The organism is Peterkaempfera bronchialis (genome assembly GCF_003258605.2).
Lineage (GTDB): Bacteria > Actinomycetota > Actinomycetes > Streptomycetales > Streptomycetaceae > Peterkaempfera > Peterkaempfera bronchialis.
In genome coordinates this window covers 2,493,370-2,520,121 of record NZ_CP031264.1, presented here as the reverse complement: position 1 = coordinate 2,520,121, position 26,752 = coordinate 2,493,370, and the positions used below count along the sequence as shown (strand labels likewise).

General features: G+C 71.7%; 18 protein-coding genes and 1 pseudogene. 7 read left to right on the top strand and 12 right to left on the bottom strand.

What is annotated here, in order from left to right:
• Window positions 1-65 precede the first annotated feature (65 nt).
• The 4 genes from C7M71_RS10930 to mmpB form a co-directional block, all read right to left on the bottom strand.
• Entirely contained in the window at window positions 66-7,940 is a 7,875-nt protein-coding gene (locus tag C7M71_RS10930) for a DNRLRE domain-containing protein (protein ID WP_162824210.1), read from the bottom strand.
• Between the two features lie 490 nt (window positions 7,941-8,430).
• The gene (locus C7M71_RS10925) at window positions 8,431-10,203 is read right to left on the bottom strand and encodes an acetyl/propionyl/methylcrotonyl-CoA carboxylase subunit alpha (RefSeq protein WP_111494733.1); all 1,773 of its coding nucleotides are present in this window, start codon (window positions 10,201-10,203) and stop codon (window positions 8,431-8,433) included.
• A 329-nt stretch (window positions 10,204-10,532) separates the two neighbouring features.
• Complete coding sequence (locus tag C7M71_RS10920) at window positions 10,533-11,150, bottom strand: Maf family protein (protein ID WP_111494731.1); 618 nt, start codon at window positions 11,148-11,150, stop codon at window positions 10,533-10,535.
• Between the two features lie 26 nt (window positions 11,151-11,176).
• Window positions 11,177-11,302: a morphogenic membrane protein MmpB gene (gene mmpB / locus C7M71_RS32580; RefSeq protein ID WP_265737652.1), complete on the bottom strand. Its 126-nt coding sequence runs from the start codon at window positions 11,300-11,302 to the stop codon at window positions 11,177-11,179.
• A 108-nt stretch (window positions 11,303-11,410) separates the two neighbouring features.
• Between mmpB and C7M71_RS10915 the strand changes: the two genes are divergently transcribed.
• Both C7M71_RS10915 and C7M71_RS10910 read left to right on the top strand, forming a co-directional pair.
• Window positions 11,411-11,629, top strand: a complete 219-nt coding sequence (locus C7M71_RS10915) for a type II toxin-antitoxin system VapB family antitoxin (RefSeq protein WP_111494729.1) — start codon at window positions 11,411-11,413, stop codon at window positions 11,627-11,629.
• Window positions 11,626-12,045, top strand: a complete 420-nt coding sequence (locus tag C7M71_RS10910; RefSeq protein WP_111494727.1) for a PIN domain-containing protein — start codon at window positions 11,626-11,628, stop codon at window positions 12,043-12,045. Before C7M71_RS10915 ends, C7M71_RS10910 begins: the two co-directional genes overlap by 4 nt.
• A 19-nt stretch (window positions 12,046-12,064) precedes the next feature.
• On the opposite strand, the gene C7M71_RS10905 is transcribed toward C7M71_RS10910, so the two are convergent.
• Window positions 12,065-12,286 (bottom strand): acyl-CoA carboxylase epsilon subunit, encoded by a 222-nt coding sequence (locus C7M71_RS10905; RefSeq protein ID WP_114914315.1) that lies wholly within the window; start codon window positions 12,284-12,286, stop codon window positions 12,065-12,067.
• A gap of 68 nt (window positions 12,287-12,354) precedes the next feature.
• Window positions 12,355-13,950 carry an acyl-CoA carboxylase subunit beta gene (locus C7M71_RS10900; RefSeq protein WP_111489609.1) on the bottom strand — a complete coding sequence of 532 codons (1,596 nt, stop codon included), beginning with the start codon at window positions 13,948-13,950 and terminating at the stop codon, window positions 12,355-12,357.
• A gap of 272 nt (window positions 13,951-14,222) precedes the next feature.
• Between C7M71_RS10900 and C7M71_RS10895 the strand changes: the two genes are divergently transcribed.
• The 3 genes and pseudogenes from C7M71_RS10895 to C7M71_RS31630 all read left to right on the top strand — a co-directional run.
• Window positions 14,223-15,092 (top strand): biotin--[acetyl-CoA-carboxylase] ligase, encoded by an 870-nt coding sequence (locus C7M71_RS10895; protein ID WP_111489616.1) that lies wholly within the window; start codon window positions 14,223-14,225, stop codon window positions 15,090-15,092.
• 219 nt (window positions 15,093-15,311) lie between these two features.
• Window positions 15,312-16,478 (top strand): adenylate/guanylate cyclase domain-containing protein, encoded by a 1,167-nt coding sequence (locus C7M71_RS10890; RefSeq protein WP_111489608.1) that lies wholly within the window; start codon window positions 15,312-15,314, stop codon window positions 16,476-16,478.
• Window positions 16,479-16,691: 213 nt separating this feature from the next.
• Window positions 16,692-17,819, top strand: a pseudogene (locus C7M71_RS31630) (diguanylate cyclase domain-containing protein); the annotation flags it as partial.
• A gap of 624 nt (window positions 17,820-18,443) precedes the next feature.
• On the opposite strand, the gene fdhD reads toward C7M71_RS31630, so the two are convergent.
• Window positions 18,444-19,280, bottom strand: coding sequence for a formate dehydrogenase accessory sulfurtransferase FdhD (fdhD, locus tag C7M71_RS10880; RefSeq protein WP_111489607.1), 837 nt, complete (start codon window positions 19,278-19,280; stop codon window positions 18,444-18,446).
• Window positions 19,281-19,372: 92 nt separating this feature from the next.
• Here fdhD and hutH point away from each other — a divergent pair, with 92 nt between their 5' ends.
• A complete protein-coding gene (gene hutH, locus C7M71_RS10875) occupies window positions 19,373-20,941 on the top strand; it encodes a histidine ammonia-lyase (RefSeq protein WP_111489606.1) in 1,569 nt (522 codons plus the stop codon).
• 53 nt (window positions 20,942-20,994) lie between these two features.
• Here the strand turns inward: hutH and C7M71_RS10870 are convergent, their stop codons facing one another.
• Complete coding sequence (locus C7M71_RS10870; RefSeq protein ID WP_111489605.1) at window positions 20,995-21,396, bottom strand: hypothetical protein; 402 nt, start codon at window positions 21,394-21,396, stop codon at window positions 20,995-20,997.
• A gap of 216 nt (window positions 21,397-21,612) precedes the next feature.
• On the opposite strand from C7M71_RS10870, the gene C7M71_RS10865 reads away from it, so the two are divergent.
• A complete protein-coding gene (locus tag C7M71_RS10865) occupies window positions 21,613-22,491 on the top strand; it encodes a MurR/RpiR family transcriptional regulator (protein WP_111489604.1) in 879 nt (292 codons plus the stop codon).
• Window positions 22,492-22,519: 28 nt separating this feature from the next.
• Here the strand turns inward: C7M71_RS10865 and C7M71_RS10860 are convergent, their stop codons facing one another.
• From C7M71_RS10860 to C7M71_RS10845, 4 genes are all read right to left on the bottom strand, one after another.
• Window positions 22,520-23,869, bottom strand: coding sequence for a phosphomannomutase/phosphoglucomutase (locus C7M71_RS10860; protein ID WP_111489603.1), 1,350 nt, complete (start codon window positions 23,867-23,869; stop codon window positions 22,520-22,522).
• Between the two features lie 101 nt (window positions 23,870-23,970).
• On the bottom strand, window positions 23,971-25,020 hold the full coding sequence (locus tag C7M71_RS10855) for a mevalonate kinase family protein (RefSeq protein ID WP_111489602.1): 1,050 nt from the start codon (window positions 25,018-25,020) through the stop codon (window positions 23,971-23,973).
• Entirely contained in the window at window positions 25,017-25,940 is a 924-nt protein-coding gene (locus C7M71_RS10850; protein ID WP_111489601.1) for a radical SAM/SPASM domain-containing protein, read from the bottom strand. Before C7M71_RS10850 ends, C7M71_RS10855 begins: the two co-directional genes overlap by 4 nt.
• Before the next feature lie 12 nt (window positions 25,941-25,952).
• On the bottom strand, window positions 25,953-26,471 hold the full coding sequence (locus C7M71_RS10845; RefSeq protein ID WP_229758655.1) for an ATP-binding protein: 519 nt from the start codon (window positions 26,469-26,471) through the stop codon (window positions 25,953-25,955).
• Between the last annotated feature and the right edge of the window lie 281 nt (window positions 26,472-26,752).

The following is a 26,752-nucleotide window of genomic DNA, read 5'->3' as shown; positions in this document are numbered from 1 at the left end:
TTCCGTACCGCAGCTGGCCCGTGCGGCGCCTGGAGAGCCCAGACGCCGCACGGGCCAGCGGATCATCAGTACGGATGCGCCGTCCTGACGCGGCCGTTGGTCACCACCACCCGGACGCGCTTGGTCGGCTTCCCCTTCGTGTTCCTCCCGACCCGTCGGCCGAATTCGTGCTCGTAGATGCGCCCCTCACGCCCGTCGGTGTTGGGGCGGCTCTTCCCCTTCTTGATCGTCGTCCGTATCAGGTGGCGGACCTCGGCGATATTCCGCGAGCGGAAACGGCTCTTGCCTGCCACCCGACTCGTCGAGCCATGTCCCGCCAGGACATGCTTGAGGTCGATCCGGCACTGAGCGTTGCGATTGTGGACGAGGATGTCCTCGTCGCCGACGGCGACGACGTAGGTGTGGACATCACCGACGTTGAGGTTGACGACGAGCTGGTCGGAGACCATTCCCCGGTCGCGGACCCCGGTGACCACCACGGCGCCGCTCAGGGGTGAGAGCAACCGGTCCCCGGGCCGGACATCGACGGCGTCGGTCCAGCCCCGGCCGGTGACCCAGATGGGGTGGTTGGCGGTGGCCTCAAGCGGCGGGGTGGTGGGGTCGAGGTCGGTGTCGATCTCGATGAGGTGCTTGGTGCCGTAACCGGTGATGACGTCGAGGACGGGTTCGGCGTAGGTGGCGCCGGTCACCGGGTCGGTGGCGGTCACGTAGTCGCCGACCTGGACGTCGGCGATGGACAGATAGCTGCCGTCGGCCATCAGGACAGGCGTGTCGGGCGCGAAGGAGTTGCAGCCGCTCCGCCGGACGACGGTCCTGGCCCGGGAGGCGAAGCGTTGGACCCGGCTGGCCTTGCGGATGGTGTTGGCGGCCTTGAACGCCTTGACGGCGACCTTGCCGGCGGCGCCGAGGGCGATGCCGACACTCATCTCCGCGGCCTTGCGCCAGTTGCCGGTGGCCGCGTAGGAGACCGCGGAGACGGCGGAGGCGACGTTGCCGATCGGGCCCGGGATGTAGGAGGCGTACTCGGCGACCTTGGCGACCCGGGAGAAGACCTTCTTGAAGTGGAAGCCCCAGTTGCCGTCCAGGTCGGTGCAGTTGACCGGGTCGCCGGTGCAGTAGTCGTACGCGTTGGCGTTGCCGCCCGGCTCCGGGTCGGTCTGGAGGAAGCGGCCCAGGGCCGGGCTGTAGAGCCGGACGCCCATCAGGATGACGCCGTCGAGGGCTTCGGCGGAGCGCTGCTTGCCGCCGAGCCAGCCGTAGCGGGTGGTGCCCTGGCCCGCCGTGGGGATGCCGAACTCGTCGAAGGTGAGGACCTGCGGGGTCTCCAGGGCGGGGTCGGCGGTGATGACGACGTCGCCGTGCAGGTCGGTGAACTGGAGCTGGATGTCGCCGGTGGCCGAGGTGGTGGCGGTCAGGTCGCCGTCGGGGCCGGTGACGTTGCGGGTGAGGGTGCCCTGGGTGGTGTCCTCGATGATCCAGCGGGGCTCGTCGGAGTCGTCGCCGTAGTGGTTGAGCTTGCTGGAGGCGTTCGCCCAGGAGCCGTCCGCCTGCTTGGCCTCGGTGGTGAAGGCGGCGAAGCGGTGGGCGGGGTCGACGGTCCAGGACTGCCGGGTGCTCCCGACGGTCTGGGTGGCGACCAGGTCGTTGGCCCAGTAGGTGTTGGCCGAGCCGGTGCCGGTGGCGGTGGTGCGGCCGAAGGCGTCGTAGGTGTAGCCGGCGTCCAGCAGCCGGTCCGCGCTGTCGTAGGAGTGGTTCTCGGTGACGCCGTTCGCGGTGGCGCAGGCGCCGTCCGCCGTGGCCGGGTAGGTGATCTTGGAGGTGCGGTCCATCCGGCCGGCGATGCTGCGCCCGGCCTCGTCGTAGCCGTACCTGCGGGTGGTGCAGCCGTCGGCGGCCGTGGTCTGCCGGGCCTGGGTCAGCCGGCCGAGCCGGTCGTAGGTGAACTCCTTGTCCGAGACCGACGAACTGTCGGAGCCGATGGCGCCCTGGGTGGTCAGCTCCAGGTGCTCGCCGAAGACCACGGCGTCGTCGGAGGTGCGGATGTAGGTGCGGTCGGTGGCCGCACCGGCCGCGTTGAAGGTGTCGGTGCGCTTGATGCCGCCCGGGTAGGTCAGCTCGGTGAGCTGGCCGTCGGCGCCGTAGTGGGCGCCGAAGGTGCCCGCGACGCTGTCGGTGACCGAGGTGACGAAGCCCCGGGGCTCGGCGGCGCGGTCGTAGGTGTAGGTGGTGGATCCGGTGTTGTCGGTGACCTTGACCGGCTTGCCGAACTTGTCGAACTGCGTGGTGGTGGTGGAGCCGTCGGCGTCGGTGTAGGACAGCAGCCGGTCCAGCGCGTCGAAGACCCGGCTGATGGTCTTGCCGCCCGCGGTGGTCTTCACGGCGTTGCCGGTGGCCGGGTCGTACTCGGTGGTCACCGGGGGCAGGGCCTGGCCCTGGTCGGAGGTGATCTGGGTGGAGAGCACCCGGTCGGTCGCGTCGTAGGCGGTGACCGTCTTGCGGGTCTTGCCCGCGTTGGTCTCGGTGGTCTCCTCCACGTCGCCGTGGCGCGAGTACCGGGTGATCCGCTTGACGGGCAGTGTGGTGGGCATGCGGGCGGAGTCCGCCCCGGTGACCGCGCCGCCGGGCAGGGTGGCGCAGGGGTTGCCCGCCCATTCGGGGCGGTTTCCGCAGGCGGCGTCGTCCGGGTTGCTGCCGGCGGTGTAGAAGACGGTCTTGACCGTGCCGGTGTCCGCGCCGTTGGAGCCCGGCCTGCGGGACTCGACCACCCGGCCCGCCGCGTCGTACTTCAGGCTGGCGGTCAGGTTCGCCCCGCCGCTGGCCGCGTCGGTGGTCACCGAGGTCGCGGTCCGCAGCACCCAGCCGGAGGTACCGCCGATGGGGGTGCCGTAGCCGGTCTTGGTGACCCGCACCTCCACATCCGTCGGGTAGCCCGCGAGGCGGGCACCGTCGTAGGTGGTGGTCTCCAGGTGGTAGGCCGCGCCGTCCGGCTTGCCCTCGTCGTACGCGTGAACGGTGTGGTCACGGACCACCACCGAGGTACCGGCAGGAAGGGCCGGGTTGGCGGTGGTCTTGGTCAGGGCGACGACATCGATCCCGGCCTGGTAGTACGGCGAGACCGCCGCTGCGTTCCTGCCGACGACGGTGACCGTCAGCTCGTGGTCGCCGCGCTGGAGGCTGATCGGCGTGGCGGGGTTGAAGGCGGCGGTCGCGGTGGTCGCGCTGTAGCCGTCGAAGGTGCCACCGATGTTCTGGCCGTCGATGGACAGCTGGGCGATGCCGTAGTCCTTGGCCTTGGTCAGGGTGGAGGTGAGCCGGTAGTCGCCCTCCTCCGGCACGCTGATCCGGAAAGTGGCGTTGTCACCGGACTTCGTCCCCTGGAGCAGGATCTGCCCGGTGCCGGACCAGGTGACCGCGCAGCAGCCGTTGTTCTCCACCTTCAGGGGGGCGGTGGAGCCGAGCTGGACGAGGCCCTCGCCTTCGGCGGTGACCTTGGTCGGGCTGCTCTGCCCGGCCACCGCCTCCGAGAGGTTGGCCCGGAAGGACGGGCCCAGCTCCTCCAGGACGTCCACGCCATCGCTGCTGTAGACGGTGCGGGAGTCCAGCAGCGCGGCGCGCGCGGCCGAATCCTCCGGCAGGCCCAGCTCTGCGGCGTACGCCTCGGCGTCCGGCCCGGCACCGAGGGCCAGCAGACGACCGGAGGCGTCGAGCGACCGGACCGCGTTGCCGAACTGGTCGTACTCGGTGGTGCTGATGTCGCCGAGCCCGGTCGGGGACCAGGTGGCGGTGTTGACCTCCTGCCCGGAGGCGTCGAGGTAGTGGACCGTGGCGGGCTTGTAGCCGTCCCTGCCGGGCTTTACCGAGGTCGCGGTGCTGGTCCCCGGGTCGTCCTCCACGTCGAAGACCGCGGTGGCGTCGGTGGGTGCGTCGGTCTGCGCCCAGGTGCCGACGGTGGCGCCGCCCAGGTCGTACGGGCCGCCGGCCGCGCGGGTCAGCGGCACCTCGTAGACGACGGTGGACGCGGTCTCACCGCTGACCTGGTCCCTGGTACCGGGCACCAGGGCGGCGCGGCGGACCTTCAGCAGGCGGCCCGGGTCCTGGTCGGCGCCGGCCTTGCCGTAGTCGAAGCTCCAGGGCAGCTCGCCCGCGAGGTTGACACCGGTGAGGCGGCCCGCGCTGTCGTAGCCGTAGGTGGTCTTCAGCGGGGCGGTGCTGTCGGAGGCGCCGGCCTTGCGCGGATCCCACACCTCCACCAGACGGCCGGAGCCGTCGTAGCGGTAGGAGGCGACCTCGACGGCCGTCTCGGCCGTCGCGTCCGGGTCCCAGGACCAGACGCGGACGGTCTTGACCCGGTCGGTGTAGTCACCCGGGGTGGTGGCGGTCGCGGTGGTCGTGGTGGCGTACAGGTACTCCAGCACCTCGCAGCCGCGTGCCGGGGTGGCCCCCTTGCACTGCCCCGCGTCGTCCACCCCTGCCTCGACCTGTCCGATCACCCGCTTGACGAGGGTGCGGCCGTCGGAGACGTCGTAGGTGTACTGGACCGTGGAGTCGGCGTCCGTCCCGGAGACGGTGCTGACCATGTAGAGGTCCGAGCCGGACTGCTGCTTGAAGGTGGTGACGGTGCCGTCGATGTCCGACAGGGCGTAGTAGTTGGGCGTGGCATCCGTCTTCAGGGCCAGCGTCAGGCCTTCGGCCCCGGGCTCGGGCGTGAAGGTGTTGCCGGAGCCCTTGGCGAAGCTCAGCGTGGTGTCGTCGTCCGCGACGATGACCGCGACGTCCTTGCCGGGGAAGGCCAACGCCACATAGTCGTTGTCCGTCGGGCCGCCCTCGGCACCGCCGGCCCACTCCTTGCCGAACGGCGCGACCAGCTCCCGCAGCGAGAGATGGTCGAAGTAGACCGCCTTGCCCGAACCTGCGGCGAAGCCGTTCCACAGCCGGACATGGGCGATCGTCGCATCGGCGGGGAGAGTGAAGTCAACGGTCAGCTCGGCCCACGCGTCGGTGTAGGGAACCGCCCGCGACTTCGTCTCCTTGAGGGCTCCGGACGTACCGGCGGAGGCGACGATCCGCAGGCCACGGCTGTCGTCCGGGCTGAGACCGGTGGCCGCCGGGACATACGCCCAGGCGCTGGCCCGGTAGGTGTGACCGGGCTTCATGCCCTGGCACAGGCTCTCCAGGCAGCTGTCGGGATTGCTGTCCAACCGTGCGCTGGTGGCGCTGGTGGTGCCACTGGCCGCAGGGACGACCTTCAGGGAATCGGTCGAACCGTCCTGCCCGAGCGTGGTGTCCCGGGAGATCGTCGCATTGCTGGCCACAAAGCCGGCCGTGTTGGTGGAGACCTGCTGCTGGTTGGCGGTGAGTCGCTCGCCCTGTGCCTGCCAGCCTCGGTCGGTGCCCCGGGAGGACGCCACCCGGGTGCTGGCCAGGCCGAACTCGTCAGCGTCGGCCACGCTGACCGAGTAGTCGCCGGTGAGCAGGTTCACCGAACCGGGGCCCATGTCGTCCGAGGCCGCGCCGTCGGCGTTCGGGTCCACCGTGAACCTGCGCCACTCGGTGGCGTAGGACGGGTCGGCGTCGCTGTTGGTGTAGAGCACCGCACGGACCTCGACGATGCCGCCGATCTGGCCCAGGGTCTCCAGCACCGACCAGTTGGCGTGGCCGCCCAGATCCGACAACCGCGCCTTGACGTCGGTCACCGGGGTGTTGTCGGCCTTGGTGAGGTTCGCCAGCGGCACGTCGTACTGGGCCGCGCCCGGGCCGCGCCGCCACTGGTAGGTCACCCGGGTGTACTGCGCCTGCGCATCCACCTGGAGCTTGACCCGGCGGGCGCTGGATGCTCCGTCCTGCGGCGAGGAGATGGCGCCCCGCCCCACCAGGAACTCGTAGACGGTGGCGTTGGACAGGTTGCCGGCCTTGTCCTTGGCCTGCACCTTCAGCGAGCGGTGGCCGTCCGCAGACGGGGTGATCGACACCGTGGCGCCACCGGTCGCGGAGACCGTCTCCGGTGCTGCGGCATCCAGGGAGTAGACATAGGCCGCCAGATCCGAGGTCCCCGACGCCGGGGTGAAGGAGAACTTGCCGGCCTGGCCGGAGCCTCCGTGCCACAGCCCGTCCGAGGGGTAGTCGGCCGAGGTGACGAACGGTGCCCCCGGCTTGGTGATGTCGACGGTGAAGTTCTGCCAGGCCGACCAGGTGCCGTTGGCGTCGGTTCCGTCGGTCACCGTGGCACGCCACTTGTACGCGCCTTCGGTCAGGGCGGTCGAGGGCACCCAGGAGGCAGTCGCACCTGACGCCACGAACGCCGACTTGCCGGACATCAGCGCGGCCGTGCCGTCGGACTTCCAGATCTCGAAGGTGAGCTGGACGGTGTTGCCGTCGGCATCCACCGACTTGCCGCTGATCGTCGGCTTGGTGGCGTTGGTGAACGTCCCGTCCAGCGGGCTCAGCGGGGTGACCACGCCGGGCTTGGTGTTGTAGGTGACGGTCAGGGACGGTTCGGAGTTGGGGTCGTGGGAGCCGTCGACGTAGTTGGCGGAGTGGTAGCGGCGCCAGGTGAGGACGTCGGTCTCGCTGACGGCGGCCAGGCGCACGCCGTAGTTGGGCTGGCCGTCGGCCCAGGCCTGGGTGATGGCGGTCAGGTCCCAGGTGTTGAAGCCGCCGGGGCAGGAGCTGGCGTTGTAGCCCTTGGCGTCCTTGATGACCGTGGCACCGGTGGCGGTGGTGGCGGGCTGCTTGGACCAGGTGATCGCGGCGGGGTCCCAGTCGGCGGTGATCCGCCGCACCTCGACGCCCGAGTTCTTGGTGTCGCAGGTCGAGGAGTAGTACGAGTACAGGCGCAGCTTGGCGTCGAGGACGTGCTTGCCCGTGTACTTGGTGACGGTGAACTTCAGGAAGGAGCGGGCCTTGTGGGTGCCGTCGTAGGTGCCGGCTTTGAGTTCGGTGGAGGCGCGTTGTGAGGTCTGGTAGTCGTCGTACTGGAGCCAGGTGTCGGTGGCGGCGCCCATGAGGGAGTCGGTGGGGTCGATGGTGACCGGGTAGGTGAGGTCGGGGTCGGCGAGGAACGTCGGGTCGGGCTTGAGGACCAGGACCTGGCCCTTGCCGTCCTTGCTCGCTTCGATGGTGACGTCGATGGGCGCCAGGTGCTTGGGGTCACCCGACACCTTGTCGGTGGAGGAGTCCCACATCATCGGGGCCGGTGCCGTGGCCGTGGCCTTGCCGTTGCTGTCCTCCCAGCTCAGGCGCTTGTCCGAGGTCTCCCTCAGACGCAGGCCGGTGGCGGTGACGGGCAGGCGGTACTCGACGGGGCCGTCGGGGCGCTTGCGGAGGACGACGGAGTGGGAGAAGCCCTCCTTGAGGGCGGTGACGACCAGGTCCCCGCCGGGGACCGCGTTCGGGTAGGTCGCGGTGGGTCCGTCCAGGGTCGGCTGGGGAAGCCTGCCCTCCCAGCCCAGTCCCAGGGTGTGCTTGCCACGGGTCAGTTGGGCGAGGGTCCCGTCCTTGCCGCCGCCGCCGGAGAAGGACATGTCGGCCGCGGCCATCGCGGGCTGCACCGTCCCGTCGGCCTCCACCAGGGTGGTGTCCACCGGCCGCCAGGTGCCGTGCTCGTCCAGTACCCGGATCGGCCCGGTGTACGACTCCACCGTGGTGGTCCCGTCCGGATTCGCCCAACTCGTGGTCGAATCCGTCCGCTCACCCGTGATCTCGATGCGTCGGTCCTGCAACCGCGCCGCCAGCAGCGCCGATGCCGCATCCGGAGCCTCGGCAGGTGCCGTCTTGGCGGGGGCGGATTCGGACGGGGCGGCGGTCGCCTTCGCCGACGACGGTTCGATCGGCTCGCCGAGCCCGATCAGGAGCGCCAGCGAGGTGACCACCGCCACGCTCGCGAGACGACGTGGTGCGGCCAGCCCGCCGACGGCTGACGACAGAAACCGATGCTTCGTCAAGGTGATTCCCCCGCTGAGGTGTAGGCCGTGTATGGCCTTGGCAAAGGCCCGGCACAGGTCACCTGTTCTACCAACCGTCGAAAGACAAAGTCGATCACGGCATGGACACGATCAAACTGGCCGGAACTCGCTGCGTTTCTGGTGGCTGTGCACCGGCACAGACGGCCTGGCTCCCCTTCTGACCTGGGGAATCCCCATGACGAGCCAATCGGGGCGGGGGGAAGAGTCCCGGATTGGTCCTCGTCGTCCAGGGGCACGCGGCACTCGCCCTATACCGCAGTCGCACCACGCCTGCCAGCGACCCCGGGAACCGGATCCGGTCGCAGTGGCAGCGGCCGTGAGCGTCGATCAGGGTGCCTCGGCTTCCCGAAGACCGGGCCGGGAGAAGGCGGACGATGGCGCGGCAAGGCGATCCCGCAGGAACGGGACGGCACTGCGCCCCGCCGGAGGACCGGCGGGGCGCAGTGGCGGGATTCTGGAGGCGGGTCGGTCAGTCCTTGATCTCGCAGATGACGGCGCCGCTGGTGATGCTGGCGCCGACCTCGGCGGCGAGGGCGGTGATGGTGCCGGCCTTGTGGGCGTTGAGCGGCTGCTCCATCTTCATGGCCTCCAGGACGACGATCAGATCGCCCTCCTGGACCTCCTGGCCGTCCTCCACGGCGACCTTGACGATGGTTCCCTGCATCGGGGAGGCGAGGGAGTCGCCGGAGACGGCCGAGCCGGCCTTCTTGGCACCGGCGCGGCGCTTGGCCTTGGCGGTGCCGGCGGCGGCCGGAGCGGCGGCGGAGACGCCCAGCGAGGACGGCAGCGACACCTCGATGCGCTTGCCGCCGACCTCGACCACCACGGTCTCGCGGCCCTCGGGCTCCTCACCGTCGGCGGCGGCGCCACCGAACGGCGGGATGGTGTTGTCGAACTCGGTCTCGATCCAGCGGGTGTGGACGGAGAACGGGCCGGTGTGGCCGTGCACCTCGGGGGCGAAGGCCGGGTCGGTGACGGCCGCGCGGTGGAACGGGATGGCGGTGGCCATGCCCTCGACCTGGAACTCCGCCAGGGCGCGGCGGGCCCGCTCCAGGGCCTGCCTGCGGGTGGCGCCGGTGACGACCAGTTTGGCGAGCAGCGAGTCCCAGGCGGGGCCGATGACCGAGCCGGCCTCGACGCCGGAGTCCAGCCGGACGCCGGGGCCGGTGGGCGGGGCCCAGGCGGTGACGGTGCCGGGGGCGGGGAGGAAGCCCCGGCCGGGGTCCTCGCCGTTGATGCGGAACTCGAAGGAGTGGCCGCGCAGCTCGGGGTCGCTGTAGCCGAGCTCCTCGCCGTCGGCGATCCGGAACATCTCGCGGACCAGGTCGATGCCGGAGACCTCCTCGGTCACCGGGTGCTCCACCTGGAGGCGGGTGTTGACCTCAAGGAAGGAGATGGTGCCGTCCTGGCCGACCAGGAACTCACAGGTACCGGCGCCCTGGTAGCCGGCCTCCTTGAGGATGGCCTTGGAGGCGCGGTACAGCTCGGCGTTCTGGTCGTGCGAGAGGAACGGCGCGGGGGCCTCCTCGACCAGCTTCTGGTGGCGGCGCTGGAGCGAGCAGTCGCGGGTGGAGACCACCACGACGTTGCCGTGCTGGTCGGCCAGGCACTGGGTCTCGACGTGGCGGGGCCGGTCGAGGTAGCGCTCCACGAAGCACTCGCCGCGGCCGAAGGCGGCGACCGCCTCGCGGACGGCGGAGTCGTACAGCTCGGGGATCTCCTCCAGGGTGCGGGCGACCTTCAGGCCGCGTCCGCCGCCGCCGAAGGCGGCCTTGATGGCGATCGGCAGCCCGTGCTCCTTGGCGAAGGCGACGACCTCCTCGGCGCCGGAGACCGGGTCGGCGGTGCCGGCCACCAGGGGGGCGCCGGCCCGCTGGGCGATATGCCGGGCGGCGACCTTGTCGCCCAGGTCGCGGATGGCCTGCGGGGGCGGGCCGATCCAGATCAGCCCGGCGTCGAGGACGGCCTGGGCGAACTCGGCGTTCTCGGAGAGAAAGCCGTAGCCAGGGTGGATGGCGTCGGCGCCGGAGTCGGCGGCTGCCTTGAGGACCTTGGCGATGTCCAGGTAGCTGGTGGCGGGGGTGTCGCCGCCCAGCGCATAGGCCTCGTCGGCCGCGCGGACGTGCAGCGCATCCCGGTCCGGGTCGGCGTAGACGGCGACGCTGGCGATCCCGGCGTCAGAGCATGCCCGGGCGACGCGGACTGCGATTTCTCCGCGGTTGGCGATGAGCACCTTGCGCACGATGGCTCCCTTCTTGAACCTAGGTGAGTTTATGGACCGGCGGTCCGTACTATCGAGTCACCCCCGGTGGTGAGCTTTCCCACACGGAGAGTCATCCCGAGCGGTCACCGGAGCTGCGATGTCCGTGACAATGCCCTGATCACCACGGTACGCCGCCACCCTGCGCGTCGCTGGGACCCTGCTGGAGCGGCGCAGTGGTCTTCGCCACGTGGACGGAGCGGAGCAAGTGTGCAGGGCTCCTGAGCCGTTGGACGACCGGTCAGTAACGTGCCCCGCGACACACCGGAGGGAAGCCCGCCGCCCTGACGGTCGGCCAGATGGCGGACCGCCTAGACCCAGAGGTCGGTGATCCGCACGCCCACGTCGGCCAGCAGCCGGCGCAGCAGCGGCAGCGACAGCCCGATCACATTGCCGTGGTCGCCCTCGATGCCGTCCAGGAACGGCGCCGAGCGCCCGTCCAGGGTGAACGCCCCGGCGACGTGCAGCGGCTCGCCGGAGGCGACATACGCGGCGATCTCCGCGTCGTCCGGGGTGCCGAAGCGGACCGAGGTGGAGGCGGTGGCGGCCGAGCGGGCGCCGCTGGCGGTGTCGATCACGCAGTGCCCCGTACGGAGCACGCCCTCCCGCCCGCGCATGGCCCGCCAGCGGGCGGTGGCCTCGGCCGCGTCGGCGGGCTTGCCGAGCGCCACGCCGTCCAGGTCCAGCACCGAGTCGCAGCCGACGATCAGCGGGTTCTCGTACCCGCCGGGCTCGGCGGCCAGCCGGTCGGCGACGGCGGCGGCCTTGGCCTCGGCCAGCAGCAGCGCCAGCCCCCCGGGGGTGGCGGCGGTCAGGGCGTCCTCGTCCACCCCGCTGACGATCACCTGCGGGTCGAGCCCGGCCTGGCGGAGCAGGCCCAGGCGGGCGGGGGAGGCGGAGGCCAGGACAAGGGTGCGGCGGTCGCTCATGGCGACCAGCGTAGAAGAGCCCGCCGTCACCTCATCAGCAGGACCAGGGCCAGCAGCGCGAAGCCGGCGATGAAGACGCCGGCCCGGCGCAGCATCTCCAGCGCCCGCCGCCCTTCGGGCGACGGCTCGTCTCGGGGGTCTGACCAGAGCACCCTCCCGATGGTGCGCCCGCCGCGCCCCCCGCGCCTGAGTACGCGTACTCAGATCGGTCCCCATATGATGTTGGCGGTCCTTGTTGTCCGTCAACAGAGGAGTTCGTGATGAGTATGACGACGCTCGACCTGGACGACGACGCGCTGGCGGCGGCCATGCGGCTGTCGGGCGCCAGGACCAAGAAGGAGACCGTCAACCTGGCGCTTCGCGAGTACGCCGCTCGGCACCAGCGGATAGACGCCCTGGAGCGCTATGCCGAACTCGCGCAGGACTGGGACTACGAGGCGTGGGAGCGGGCCCACGGCGCGGCGAAGGGCCCCATGTGATCCGCTACCTCATCGACTCCTCGGCCCTGTGGCGGATCCAGCGGGACAAGGACATCCGTGCGGCCTGGGCGGAGGTGATCAGCGAGGGGGTCGTCGGCTCCTGCCATCCGCAGCGCACGGAGTTCAGGGCCTCCGCCCGCACCAGCGCGGAGTACGAGGACATGACCCGCATGTTCGAAGCGCTCTATGACGACGTGCCGGTGCCCAAGAGCGCCTGGCGTTGGATCGAGGCGGCGCAGTACCGGTTGACCCGCTCCGGCGGACACCGCGCGCTCTCCGTGGTGGACCTGCTGATCAGCGCCACCGCGGCGCACGCGGGGCTCACCGTGCTGCATGACCACAATGACCTCGTGACGGCGGCGCGCTCGCTGGATGATCTGGCCGAGCGGTCCGTGCGGCGGGTGCCCGGGGGGTGATCGGGGTGCTGGGGGCGGGTCAGTGGGCCCAGGTGGAGGTGCGCCAGGTGTGGGGGCCGGGGCGGGGCATGCGGCGCAGGGCGGAGGCGTGGTCGGCCCAGGTGGAGACCGGGCCGCCGGCGGTCCGGGCCGCTGCGGCCGCTGCCGCGGTCGCCGCAGCGGCCCGGGCCGAGACCACCGCCATGACGGCGGCCAGCTCCTCGGGGGTGGGCTGCCCGTGCAGCACCTTGATGGGGGGCATGGTGCGCTCCTGGGTGGGGTGGAGGGCGCGTCGCCCGCCGGGAGGCCCGGCGGGCGACGCCGGACGGCTCAGAGCGGGATGTTGCCGTGCTTCTTGGGCGGCAGCGTCTCGCGCTTGTTGCGCAGCGCCCGCAGCGCCCGGACCAGGTGCTGCCGGGTCTCCGACGGCAGGATCACCGCGTCGATGTAGCCGCGCTCGGCGGCGACATACGGGTTGAGCAGGGTGTCCTCGTAGTCGGCGATCAGCTCGGCCCGCTTGGCCTCCTGGTCCTCCGCCTCGGAGATCTCCCGGCGGTGCAGGATGTTGACCGCGCCCTGCGCGCCCATCACGGCGATCTGCGCGGTCGGCCACGCCAGGTTGATGTCGGCGCCCAGGTGCTTGGACCCCATGACGTCGTACGCGCCGCCGAACGCCTTGCGGGTGATCAGCGTGACCAGCGGCACCGTGGCCTCGGCGTAGGCGTAGATCAGCTTGGCGCCGCGCCGGATGATGCCGTCCCACTCCTGGCCGGTGCCGGGCAGGAACCCGGGGACGTCGACAAAGGTCAGCACCGGGATGTTGAAGGCGTCGCAGGTGCGGACGAAGCGCGCCGCCTTCTCGCTGGCGTCGATGTCCAGGCAGCCCGCGTACTGCATCGGCTGGTTGGCGACCACGCCCACCGCGCGCCCCTCGACCCGGCCGAAGCCGGTGACGATGTTGGGCGCGAAGAGCCCCTGGGTCTCCAGGAACTCGCCGTCGTCCAGCACATGCTCGATGACCTTGTGCATGTCGTACGGCTGGTTGGCGGAGTCCGGGACGATCGCGTCCAGCTCCAGGTCCGCCGCCGAGGTGGCCAGGTCGGCCTCCTCCGGGTAGACCGGCGGGTCCTCCAGGTTGTTCGACGGCAGGTAGGAGAGCAGCGCCTTGACGTACTCGATGGCCTCCTTCTCGTCCGCCGCCATGTGGTGCGCCACGCCCGACTTGGTGTTGTGGGTGCGGGCGCCGCCCAGCTCCTCGAAGCCCACGTCCTCGCCGGTGACCGTCTTGATGACGTCCGGGCCGGTGATGAACATGTGCGAGGTCTGGTCGGCCATCACCACGAAGTCGGTGATCGCGGGGGAGTAGACCGCGCCGCCCGCGCAGGGGCCCATGATCAGCGAGATCTGCGGGACCACGCCGGAGGCATGCACATTGCGGCGGAAGATCTCGCCGTACAGGCCCAGCGACGCCACGCCCTCCTGGATCCGCGCGCCGCCCGAGTCATTGATGCCGATGACCGGGCAGCCGGTCTTCAGCGCGAAGTCCATCACCTTGACGATCTTCTCGCCGAAGACCTCGCCCAGCGAGCCGCCGAAGACGGTGAAGTCCTGCGCGAAGACCGCCACCGGACGGCCGTCGACCGTGCCGTAGCCGGTCACCACGCCGTCGCCGTACGGGCGGTTCCGCTGCTGGCCGAAGTTGGTCGAGCGGTGCCGGGCGAACTCGTCGAACTCCACGAAGGAGTCCTCGTCCAGCAGCTGCGCCACCCGCTCGCGGGCGGTGGTCTTGCCCTTGGCGTGCTGCTTCTCCACGGCGCGGGCCGAGCCGGAGTGCACCGCCTCGTCGACCCGCCGCCTCAGGTCCGCGATCTTTCCGGCGGTGGTGTGGATGTCTGCCGTGGTTCCGGCGGTCTCCGCTTCGGCCATCCCGCGCTTCTCCCTTGGTAGTCGCCGTGAGCTGGTGAGGGTGGGTGCTCTGGGGCCGGCCCCTGGCCGCTGCCGTGCCGACCGGGACGACCCGGAGGATTACCACTGCGTAGCGTAGTCATCACCGAGGCGTTGTCATTATGGCGAGCACCACAGTGCGCCGACGCTCGATATGTGCCCCCAGGGGACGCGATCAAGCAGCACCCCGCCCGCCCGCATAGGCTGGCGGGGTGACCGAGGAACCGGGCGGCGGGCGCCGCCGCATCAGCGGACTGCGAGGGTTCACGGGGGACGGCCCCTCCCCCTGGACCGACCTCGAACGGCCCCCGCTGGACGCGGCCCGGCTGCGCCGCGCCCTGGTGGTGCCCGGCGGGGTCTGGACCTCGCTGGAGGTGGTCGCCGAGACCGGCTCCACCAACAGCGACCTGGCCGCCCGCGCCCGGGCCGGGGACGCCGAGGGCGCGGTCCTGGTCGCCGAGGTGCAGAGCGCCGCGCGCGGCCGACTGGACCGCCGCTGGTCCGCCCCCGCCCGCTCCGGCCTCTTCGTCTCCCTGCTGCTGCGCCCCGGCCCCGAGGTGCCGCCCGCCCGGTACGGCTGGCTGCCGCTGCTGGTCGGCGTCGCCGCTGCGGCGGCGCTCAGCCGGATCGCCGAGGTCGAGGTGGGTCTCAAATGGCCCAACGACCTGCTGGTCACCGTCGACGGCAGCGAGCGCAAGCTCGGCGGCATCCTCACCGAACTGGCCGGTGCGGCCGTGGTCTGCGGCATGGGCCTCAATGTCTCGCTGCGCCAGGAGGAGCTTCCGGTGCCCACCGCCGCCTCGCTCGCGCTGGCCGGGGCGGCCGTCACCGACCGCGACACCCTGCTGCGGGCGCTGCTGCGCGAGATCGCCGAGCTGTACGGGGAGTGGCGGCGGGTCGGCGGCGACCCGGACGCCAGCGGGCTGCTGCCCGCGTACACGGCCCGCTGCACCACCGTGGGCCGACCGGTCCGGGTGCTGCTGCCCGGCGACCGCGAGCTGCTGGGCCGCGCGGTGGCGGTGGACGGCGACGGCCGGCTGGTCGTCCGCACCGCCGACGGGGCCGATCATCCGGTGGGCGCCGGGGATGTCGTGCACGTACGACCGCAAGCGGATGAGCGGTGAGCGGCGTCCGATCCATGGAAGCCGAGGTCCGCATCCCGACCGGATGTCCCGGACCGGTCGATTCCGTGCGAACATTCCACAGGACGGCGGTGTGAGGCAAGCCACTGCGGCAGGCCACGGCCCGGGATTCGGTTCGATGCCGTCGGGTTCGCCGGCGTCGGGCTCGTCGACGTCCGGTTCGACGGCGGAGAAGTGCGGCGACCGCACGGGGATGGAACGGTGACAGACGACGACGGCATCTCGCAGGAGCGGCTGCCCGACCATGACCCCGCCGACCCGGCGGGTCTCCAGCACCAGCAGCAGGACGACGAGTCCACGGTCTCGCTCAAGCTGGAGCAGCTGATCCTCGACGCCCCGCGCAAGTACACCCCGTACCAGGCGGCGCGTACCGCAGGCGTCCCCATGGAGCTGGCCAGCCGCTTCTGGCGGGCCATGGGCTTCCCGGACATCGGGCAGTCCCGCGCCCTCACCGACGCCGATGTGATCGCGCTGCGGCGGCTGGCGGGCATGGTGGAGGCCGGGCTGCTCAGCGAGTCGATGGCGATCCAGGTGGCCCGCTCCACCGGGCAGACCACCGCCCGGCTCGCCGAGTGGCAGATGGACACCTTCCTGGAGAACCTGACCCAGTCGCTCGAACCGGGCCTGTCCCGGGCCGATGTGGCCTATCCGCTGGTGCAGCTGCTCCTCCCGGAGCTGGAGGAGTTCCTGGTCTATGTGTGGCGGCGGCAGCTCGCCGCCGTCACCGGCCGGGTCGTCCAGGCCGCCGACGACGCCGAGATCACCAGCGGCCGGCTCGCGGTCGGCTTCGCCGACCTGGTCGGCTTCACCCGGCTCTCCCGGCGGCTGGAGGAGGAGGAGCTGGGCGAGCTGGTCGAGACCTTCGAGTCCACCTGCGCCGATCTGGTCGCCGGGCACGGCGGCCGGCTGATCAAGACGCTGGGCGACGAGATCCTGTATGTCTCCGACGACCCCGCCGTCGCCGCCGAGATCGGCCTGGCCCTGGTGGAGACCCTGACCAAGGACGACTCCATGCCCGCGCTGCGGGTCGGCATGGCCTTCGGCACCGTCACCTCCCGGATGGGCGACGTCTTCGGCACCACGGTCAATCTGGCCAGCCGCCTCACCTCCATCGCGCCCAAGGACGCGGTGCTGATCGACGGCGAGTTCGCGGCGGCGCTGGAGCGGGAGCGGGTGGTGCCGCCGACCGCGCCGCCCGGCGAGGGCGGCGCCGAGGCCGCTGCGGCCCCGACCGCCCCCGGCGGGTCCGGCCAGGCGGAGGCCGCGCCGGAGTACCGCTTCCATCTCCAGCCCATGTGGCGCCGCCCGGTCCGGGGCCTCGGCCTGGTCGAGCCCTGGCTGCTCGCCCGCCGCCTCGAACACGGCTGAACCGGCCGCCGCCCCGGAGCCCGGAAGCGCGGCGCCGTACGGCCGTACTCAGCGCCACCGATCGGGCATATGGTGGCAAAGCCACCATAATGTTGATCTCACTGGCGGGAGGAGAGGGAGATCGTGGGCGGCAAGGCGCAGCGGGCGGAGGACGCCCCGGCGGTGACGGATCCGGACGCGAGGCTGCGCGCCGTGGTCGAGCTCGCCCAGGCGATGGCTGCGGCCCAGTCCCCGCTGGAGGCGGTGCAGGCTGCGGCCGGCCGGGCCTGCCGGGCGCTGGGCGCCGCGATGGCGGCCGTCTCGGTCTGGGACCGCGAGTCGGGTCGGCTGCGGGTGCTGGTCAACCATGGCGTGCTGGCCCCGGGGGAGGAGCAGCTGCCCGAGGACGAGTCGTATCCGATCGCCGACTTCCCCGAGATCGTCAGCTTTCTGGACGCGCAGCGCCGACTGCCCCGGGCGTGGGTGCAGACCGCCGAGGACGATGCCGCCGAGGCGTCGGCGGGCGTGCCCGCGCAGAGCGCCACCTTCTGCCGGGAGCGGGTTGCCGGGCTGCGGCGGCGGGGCCGGGCCTGCTGCCTGGTGGCGCCGATTGTGCTGCACGGCCGGGCGTGGGGCGAGCTGTATCTGGCCCGCGCCGACGACAGCCCGGTCTTCAGCGCGGCCGACACCGACTTCGCGACCGTGGTGGCGGCGCAGATCTCGGCGGGGCTCGCCCAGACCGAGCGGCTGGAGGACCTGCGGCGGCTGGCCTTCACCGACCCGCTCACCGGGCTGGCCAACCGGCGGGCCGTGGACGGGCGGTTGGATGCGGCGCTGGAGGCGCACCGCCGCACCGGGGCGGTGGTCTCCCTGGTGGTCTGCGATGTCAATGGGCTGAAGCGGATCAACGACGTACACGGCCATGAGGTGGGAGACCGCCTGCTGGAACGTTTCGCCGGGCTGCTGTCGCTCTGCGGCGCCATGCTGCCCGGCAGCATGGCGGCCCGGCTCGGCGGCGATGAGTTCTGCCTGCTGGCGGAGGGTCAGAGCGCCGACGAGGTGGTGCATATCGCGGAGGACCTCTGCGTACGGGCCCTGGAGCTGGGCGACGGCGAGGGCGTCGCCTGCGGCATCGCCTCCACCGGCGACCCCATCGGCCCGGTCACCACCTCCGACCGGCTCTTCCGGCTGGCCGACGCCGCCCAGTACCGGGCCAAGGCCGCCCGCGCCGCCAAACCCGTGGTGGCCGGACGCGGACGGTCCCCCGACGCCGTGGTGCAGCTCGCCGACTCGGCCGAGCCCATGGGCCGCGCCCGGGGCGGGCGCGGCGGACGCCGGGGCGACCGCCGCCGCTTCCGGGGCGCCCTGCACAGCGCCGACCCGGGCCAGCTGCTCGCCGCCGTCCTCTCCACCCTGGACGCCGGCCACGCCGCCGACGGGCGGCCGATGCGGGTCGCCCACCCCGCCGACACCACCGGCAGGCTGGTCGCGGTCGCCGAGACCACCTCCCGGATGCTGGACGCCGTCGCCTGGTGGGTCTCCTATGTGCCGCCGGGCTCCCGGCGGATGCGCACCGTGCGCTACTCGGTGCACCGGATGACCCGGGGCCCGGCCACCGCCGGGGCGCAGGCGCAGCGCGCCATGAACGAGGCCCCGGACGCCGTCTTCGACCTGCGGTCCTATCCGCTGACCGAGCGCGCGGTGCGGGGCGACGCCTTTGTGCTGCGTACCGGGAACCCGGGCAATGAGCCGGCCGAGGAGGCCATGCTGGTGGTCGGCGGCTACCGGGGGATGGTCGCGGCGGGGGCCACCAACCCGGCCGGGGGGTGGCTGGTCGAGATCTTCGCCGATGAGTCCACGCTGCCGCTGACCGGCCTGGCGCCGGTGCTGCGGGCGCTGGTGGCGGTGGCGGCGTCGGGGCCGGCCTCGCCGCCGGAGTGAGCGGCGCCGCCACGGCCGGGTGGCGGTCGGCCGGGTGGCGGGGCGTCAGGAGAGCGCGGGGACGCCGGTGATCCGGTGGGCGCCGCTGTACAGATTGGCCGAGCGGCCCCGCAGGAAGCCGACCAGGGTGAGGCCGAGTTCGGCGGCCAGGTCCACGGCCAGGCCGGACGGGGCGGAGACGGCGGCCAGCGCCGGTATGCCCGCCATGGCGGCCTTCTGGGTCAGCTCGAAGGAGGCCCGTCCGCTGACCATCAGCACCTGCCCGGCCAGCGGCACCCGCCCCTCCCGCAGCGCCCAGCCCACCACCTTGTCCACGGCGTTGTGCCGCCCGACGTCCTCCCGGGCGCAGAGCAGCTCGCCGTCGGCGGTGAAGAGCCCGGCGGCGTGCAGGCCGCCCGTGGTGTCGAACGCCTTCTGGGCCGCCCGCAGCCGGTCCGGCAGGGCGTAGAGCACCTCCGGGTCCAGCCGTACCGGGTCACCGGCCACGTCCCAGCGGGAGCGGGTGCGTACGGCGTCCACGGTGTCCCGGCCGCAGATGCCGCAGGCGCTGGAGGTGAGCAGAGTGCGGTGCATCGAGACCGGCAGCTCGACCGCGCCGCGCACCGTCGCGTCCACCACGTTGTAGGTGTTGACGCCGTCCGCGTCCGTCCCCGCGCAGTACCGCAGGGCGGCCAGCTGCTCGCCGGAGTGCACCAGCCCCTCCGCCACCAGGAAGCCCGCGACCAGGTCGAAGTCATGCCCGGGGGTGCGCATGGTCACGGTGAGCGGCTGCCCGCCCACCCGGATCTCCAGCGGCTCCTCGGCCGCCAGTGAGTCCGGCCGTACCGTGCTCAGCCCGTCCCGCAGCCGTACCACCCGCCGCCGCTCGGTCGCCCGTCCCATGCCGCAGACCCTTCCCTGATCCCGGCGTTCCATCCGGGTTGTCATACTGCCATTCACCTGTTGAGAATGTGCATATGGATATGCACGCCGTTATGGATGAGCACAGTGTGGTCTCGCTCGGCAAGGCTAATGTCAGCGCGGCAGACGTCCTCGCGGTAGCCCGAGGCGGCGCCCGCGTCGAACTCTCCGCCGACGCCCTGGCGGAGATGGCCGCCTCCCGCGCCCGCATCGACGCCCTCGCCGCCGAACCCCGCCCCGTCTACGGCGTCTCCACCGGCTTCGGCGCCCTCGCCGTCCGCCACATCAGCCCCGAGCTCCGCGCCCAGCTCCAGCGCTCGCTGGTCCGCTCGCACGCCGCCGGCATGGGCCCCCAGGTGGAGCGCGAGGTGGTCCGCGCGCTGATGTTCCTGCGGCTGAAGACGCTGGCCTCCGGCCGCACCGGCGTCCGCCCGCTGATCGCCCGGACCATGGCCGCCCTGCTCAACGCCGACATCACCCCCGTCGTCCGCGAGTACGGCTCGCTCGGCTGCTCCGGCGACCTGGCACCGCTCTCCCACTGCGCCCTGGTCCTGATGGGCGAGGGCGAGGCCTACGGCCCGGACGGCACCGTACGCCCCGCCACCGAACTCCTCGCCGAGGCCGGCATCACCCCCGTCGAGCTGCACGAGAAGGAGGGCCTGGCCCTCATCAACGGCACCGACGGCATGCTCGGCATGCTGGTGATGGCCTGCGCCGACCTGGCCCGCCTCTACACCACCGCCGACATCACCGCCGCCATGTCCCTGGAGGCGCTGCTCGGCACCGAGAAGGTCCTCGCCCCCGAGCTGCACGCCATCCGCCCGCACCCCGGCCAGACCGCCAGCGCCGCCAATATGCTCGCCGTACTCGCCGGGTCCGGCCTCACCGGCCACCACCAGGACGACGCCCCCCGCGTCCAGGACGCCTACTCGCTCCGCTGCGCCCCGCAGGTCGCCGGCGCCGGCCGCGACACCCTCGCCCACGCCCGGCTGGTCGCCGACCGCGAACTGGCCGCCGCCGTCGACAACCCCGTGGTGCTGCCCGACGGCCGGGTGGAGTCCAACGGCAACTTCCACGGCGCCCCGGTCGGCTACGTGCTGGACTTCCTGGCCATCGCCGCCGCCGACCTCGGCTCCATCGCCGAGCGCCGCACCGACCGGCTGCTGGACAAGAACCGCTCCCACGGGCTGCCGCCGTTCCTCGCCGACGACCCCGGCGTGGACTCCGGGCTGATGATCGCCCAGTACACCCAGGCCGCCCTGGTCAGCGAGAACAAGCGGCTCGCGGTGCCCGCCTCGGTGGACTCCATCCCCTCCTCGGCCATGCAGGAGGACCATGTCTCCATGGGCTGGTCCGCCGCCCGCAAGCTGCGCTCCGCCGTACAGAACCTGAGCCGCGTCCTCGCCGTGGAGCTCACCGCCGCCGCCCGCGCCCTGGAGATCCGCCGCGACTCCTACACCTCCCGCGACACCGACCCGCTGGCCCCCGCCACCGCTGCGGCGCTGGCCGCCGTCCGCGCCGCAGGCGTCGGCGGTGTCGGCCCGGACCGCTTCCTCGCCCCCGACCTGGACGCCGCAGCCGCCCTGGTGGCGAGCGGCGGGCTGATCGAGGCCGTCGAAGCCGTCACCGGACCGCTCTCCTGACTGCTCTCCTGACTCGGCGGCGGCGGCCGGCGCCGGGCCCCGGCTCGGGAAGCTCAGTCCCAGCCGTCCCGGCGCCGCCGCCGCGCCTCCCGCTCCTCGCGCCGTTCCCGCCACTCCCCCAGGGAGGCCGCGATGTTGACGCCCACGATCCCGGTCCACACCACCAGCAGGCCCGGCAGCCCCGACACGCCCGCGCCGACCCCGGAGAGCGGGATGGCGAGGGCCAGCGAGATGATCGGCAGCCGTGGCGCGAACGACCGCTCCGGGCGGCGCGGCGCCCGCCCCGACTCGGTCAGCCGCTCCGCGACCCGGCGCTCCACCCGGGCGTCCAGCTGGGCGTCGATCCGGGCCAGGAACGAGTCGACGATCTCCGCCTCGTACTCCGGCCCCAGTTCCTTGCGGGTCTGCACGGCGGCTTCGAGATCCTTGTGTAGATCGGTGCGGGATGGCTCCATAGCCGCCAGGGTGGACCATCTCCGACGGCCCGTCGACCCCCTTCGGGGGCGATTGGGGGGTGTCTCAGGGAGAACTCCGGGTCCGGCGGAGCCGCATCCCGCCGTCCGGCGGCGCGGCGCGGGCGGCGGTCCGGAAGATGAGAAACGGCTTGCCCCGCTGAATGGCGTCATGCACAGTCAACTGTGGCTGAATCAGAGCCCGCACCGAGGAGACCCATGACCACCGCTGACGAGGCGCTCGGCCCCTCCGCCCGTCTGCTGCGCCTCTTCGAGGGCAACCGGCTCACCCCCACCCAGCGCCGCATCGCCCACGCCCTGGTCCAGCACGCCGCCGAGGCACCGTTCCTCTCCAGCGTGGAGGTCGCCGAACTCGCCGGGGTCAGCCAGCCCTCCGTCACCCGCTTCGCGGTCGCCCTGGGCTACGACGGCTACCCCGGGCTGCGCAAGCAACTGCGCGACCTCGGCCTGGCCGAGCCCGCCCCCGGCGGCTCCACGGCCGCCGAGTCGCCCGGCGACGCGGTCCGCAATGAGCAGCAGCGCGCCGTACTCGCCGAGATCGAGAACCTCCACCACCTTGCCGACCTGCTCGCCGACCCCGAACCGGTCGCCCGCGCCGCCCGGCTGCTCGCCGCCTCCCGCCCGCTCCCGGTGCTCGGCCTGCGCGCCGCCTCCGCCCAGGCCCGGGGCTTCGCCTACTTCGCCGCCAAGGTCCACCCCGACGTACGCCTCTTCGACGAGGGCGGCTCCATGCTCGCCGACCGGATCGAGCAGGTCGCGGCGGCGGGCGCCTCGGTGCTGATGTGCTTTGCGCTGCCCCGCTACCCCCGCGAGCTGATGGACGCCCTCGCGGTCGCCCGCGACTGCGCCCTCACCGTGGTCACCGTCGCCGACAGCGCCTTCGCCCCGGTCGCCCGCATGTCCGACCTGCTCCTCCCCGCCGCCGTCGGCAGCAGCCTGGTCTTCGACACCGCCTGCGCCCCGATGATGCTCGGCCGGGTGCTGCTCCAGGCCATGTGCGACGAACTCCCCGACGCCGAATCCCGCCTGGAGGCCTTCGAACAGACCGCCACCGCCCGCGGCCTCTTCCTCGACTGATCACCTCCGCGCCGAAGCGCTCCTGCCGTCAGCGGACCAGGGCGAGGACTTCGTCGCGCAGCGCGTCCACGGCGGCCTGGTCAGGGGCTTCGACGTTGAGCCGGAGAAGAGGCTCGGTGTTGGAAGGACGGAGGTTGAACCAGCAGCCGTTGCCGAGGTCGACGGTGAGGCCGTCGAGCCGGTCGCAGGTCACTCCGTCGAGACTCCCGTAGGCGTCGGCCACCTCGTCCAGCTTGCCGGGTACGTCGGCAACCTCGGAGTTGATCTCCCCGGAGGCGGCGTAGCGGGAATAGTCGGCGACGAGTTGGGACAGCGGTCGGTCCTGTTCACCGAGGGCGGCGAGGACATGCAGAGCAGTGAGCATGCCGGTGTCCGCCCGCCAGAAGTCGCGGAAGTAGTAGTGGCCCGAGTGCTCGCCGCCGAAGACCGCGTTGTGCTCGGCCATGAGCGCCTTCATGAACGAATGGCCGACGCGGGACCGGATGGGGGTACCGCCGTGCTCGCGGACGATCTCGGCTGCGGCGGCAGAGGTGATGACGTTGTGGACGATCGCCGAACCGGGCGCCTTGGCCAGCTCACGGGCGGCCACCAGACCGACGATCGCCGAGGGGGAGACGGCCTCACCGCGCTCGTCGATGAAGAAGCACCGGTCGGCATCCCCGTCGAAGGCGAGTCCGATGTCGGCGCCGGTCTCACGGACCTTGGCCTGAAGAGCCAGGAGGTTCTTGGGCTCCAGGGGGTTGGCCTCGTGGTTGGGGAAGGTGCCGTCCAGCTCGAAGTACATCGGCACCAGGTCGATGGGCAGGTCGGCGAAGACGGCGGGGACGGTGTGTCCCGCCATGCCGTTGCCGGCGTCCGCGACGACATTGAGGAGCCGGTTGCCGGTGAGGTCGACCAGCGAGTTCAGATGGGCTGCATAGTCCGACAGCAGATCCTGCGGGGCGGTGGTGCCGGGCTCGACCGCCGGCGCGGGGATGTCGTCGGCCTCCAGCCAGGCCCGGATCCGGCCCAGGCCGGTGTCCTCGCCGATGGGAGCAGCCCCGGCCTGGCAGAGCTTGATGCCGTTGTCCTTCGCCGGGTTGTGGCTGGCCGTGATCATCGCCCCGGGGAGGTCCAGCTTGCCGCTGGCGAAATACAGGTAGTCGGTGGAGCCGAGCCCCGCGTCGATGACGTCTGCTCCGGCACGGTTGGCTCCCGCTGCGAACGCCTCGGCGAGTGCGGGCGAGGTGGAGCGCATGTCACGGGCGATGAGGATCCGTGTCGCGCCGGTGAGCCGGATGAACAGCGCACCGGCCTTGGCCGCGAGGTCGGTGTTCAACTGCGCAGGCACTTCTCCGCGGATGTCGTATGCCTTGACCAGGCGGGAGTAGTCGGGCATCTGGTGCCTTCCAGGAGTTCACGGGACATGCAGGGAGAGGTTACCGGTGGTGGCCGCCTCGCCACCGGAGGTCGGCCCGGCGCCGAGGCGGCCACCACCGGTCATGCGGGGGTCGTGCGGGAGCGGGGCAGCGGGAGTGTCGAGAGGAGCCCATGCGGTTCGGAAGCAGGCAGAGCCAGTGCATGGACCGGCAGGTTTGCGACGGACTTCAGAACAGCTGTCAGCGCGTCGTCGGGAACCAGCGCGAACAGGCAACCGCCGTGGCCGGAGCCGGACAGTTTGGCGCCGAGCGCCCCGGCAGAGAGCACCCGCTGGACACAGGTGTCGATCAGATCGGTTGAACAGCGGACCTTGTCCCGCAGCAGCTCTTGACCGGCGTTGAGCAGGCGGCCCACCTCCCAGTGATCCACCGCTTGGCTTGACAGGACGGCGGTGATGGCGTCGACCAGTGCTCCCGCTTCGCGGGAGTAGACGACCATTCCGGGTTCCTGAGCCTGGAAGCGTTCGCGTTTGGAGGCCAGGACCGCCGCAGTGGTACGTCGTTGCAAGGTATCGATGACCACCACCGGGATGCCCAGGGTCGGTGCGATCCGCTCGACAGAGGGAACCGCTCCGGCGTTCACCCGGTTGACGCCGCCGTGCGCGCAGGCCAGGAAGTCCATCCAGCCCGCACCGGAGCTGAGCTCCCCGGCCTCTGCTTGGCGGGCCCGTTCGCAGACCGCCTCAAGGTCCAGGGGGAAGCCGTTGAGGCCGTCCAGGGCCATGACCACCGCCAGAGTGAGGGCGGCGCTGGAGGACAGCCCGGCCCCCGCAGGCAGGTCGCTCGCGGCGGTCAGTACCGTCCCGGCGATCAGATCCCGTTGCCGCAGGGCGACTCGGGCGGCGGCCTGCATGTGATCCAGCGCGTCGCCCGCGTAGCAGCCGTTTGCCGCGAGGGCTGCGGGGATCAGGCGCGTGCGGAACAGCGGTGAGCCGGAGGTCAGCGTCAGCGCGGTGGAACCGTGTGCCCGCCAGGCGGTCACCCGGGTCCGCAGCGGCATGGCGGCGACGACCGAAGAGCCGCCGGTCATCCAGTCCAGTGATTCCCCGGCCAGACACAGGCGGCCGGGCGCCGAGGCGGTCACCGCACGGGAGACGGTGGCCGTACTCATCGGCGGGTCTCCGGGAGGGCCTGCACGCAGGTCTTGCAGGCGGGCGAGCGCGACCAGTCGGAGCGGGCATGGCGCCCACGCCAGTCGGCCATCACCGGGTGGTGCCACAGCTCGGCGAGGGAGTGCTCGGCGACCGTTCCGACGACGTACTCGTGGTGCTGAGCGCCTTCGGGCACCACGTTGCAGCACATCTTCACCTGGCCCCGGTAGTCGACGCTCAGCGAGGTGGCTGTCATCTGGCACGGCGCCGTGCGTGCCGGAGCGACCTGCAACACCGCAGCGGTTCCGCCTCGGTCGTTGTAGGTCTCGATCGAGGGGCGGATGACCTCGACCTTCAGTCCGCCTGCCTGGTCGGTCCACGTCGCGGCCAAGCCCTGGCGAACTTCGGTGAACTTCCAGAGGAGGTCCGGGGTGTCCAGCTTTGTCCTCGCCAGCCACCGACGCAGGGCCTCATAGGTGGGCAGCACAGCCGAGCGGTGCGGATAGCGGGTGATCCGCAGGTACTTCACCCCGTCCTCGCGCATCTGCTCCAGGATGTCGCGGTTGAACAGGTCACCGTTGGTGTAGATCGCAGGCTTGGCGCCGGGGGCGTCCAGGTGGACCTGGGCGATCTCCTCCCGCAGGCGGGGGTTGGCCAGTGGCTCGTTGTAGTTGTGGAAGGCGAAGAACCCCTCGAAGTGGGCTGCCCCGAGTTCTGCGGTGATCTTCGTGAACACCTGCCAGTCCATCAACTGCTGGATCCTGCGGGCGTCTGTGTGACCGTTGGGGCACCAGGAACACGTGCGGTTGCAGTAACGGGAGGTCTCGACCTCGACATACCGGATCCCCGCCAGCGGGCTGCCGTCCGCAGGTTGTGCCGGTGATCCCTGTGAAGGTACGAGAGGCAGTAATGCCTTTGCGGGAAGGGTCGGTTCGGTCACAGCGGTCCTCTCTCAGGAAGTCGGGTTGATCGAGTTGATCGGAGGTGAGGCCGGCGTCGGCGGTTGGCGGAGCCGACCAGCCGCGTGGTTCCGGCTCTTCCGTTCGGATTCACTTCGAATCGGCGACCCGTCCGGGACCGGCTGAGTGATCGCAGACTGCTTCTCTGTTGTCAGGCGGCAGGAGATCTGCTTGCCGACCGGGGTGTGGATGACCTCCCAGCCGGGCGCCAGAAGGTCCACCAACCCGAGGCCGCGACCGGATTCGGCCTGGTCGTCGTCCAGGGACGTTCCGGGACGTCGGGGGAGGGGCTTCGCGTCCGGATCGTGGACCCTCACCGTCACTCCGGACGGCCCGGCATCCACCTCGATGACCAAGGGCACGTGATCCCCGCAGGCCCTGACCGAATTGCCGACCAGTTCAGAGGCGACCAACCGCACGTCCTCGATCGTCTCGGTCTCCACCCCGAGCGTGCGCAGCGTCTTGCCCGCCAGGTCCCGGACGAACCGCAGGTGGAGTGCGGAGGCTGTCATATGGGCGGCGAACCCTCCGGGCCTGCGAACCAAGTAGAGACCAGGTCTGATCGCGGTGGTCTCTCTTGCCGCAACGAGCATGGCTTCCTCCCCTCTGCTGCCCGGCGGTCCCGGGCAGCACGGCTTCGTGTCACGCCAAGCAGCAATATTCTGACTGGCAGTTAGCGAGTTGCCCCCGATGGTGGACCTTTTCCATGTCTGGGCGCAAGGTTTCGACCCGATCTAGTGAATCGAGTCGAGATGCGGGCTCCACTTCCACCCTTGGGGGGTGCCAGACTTCG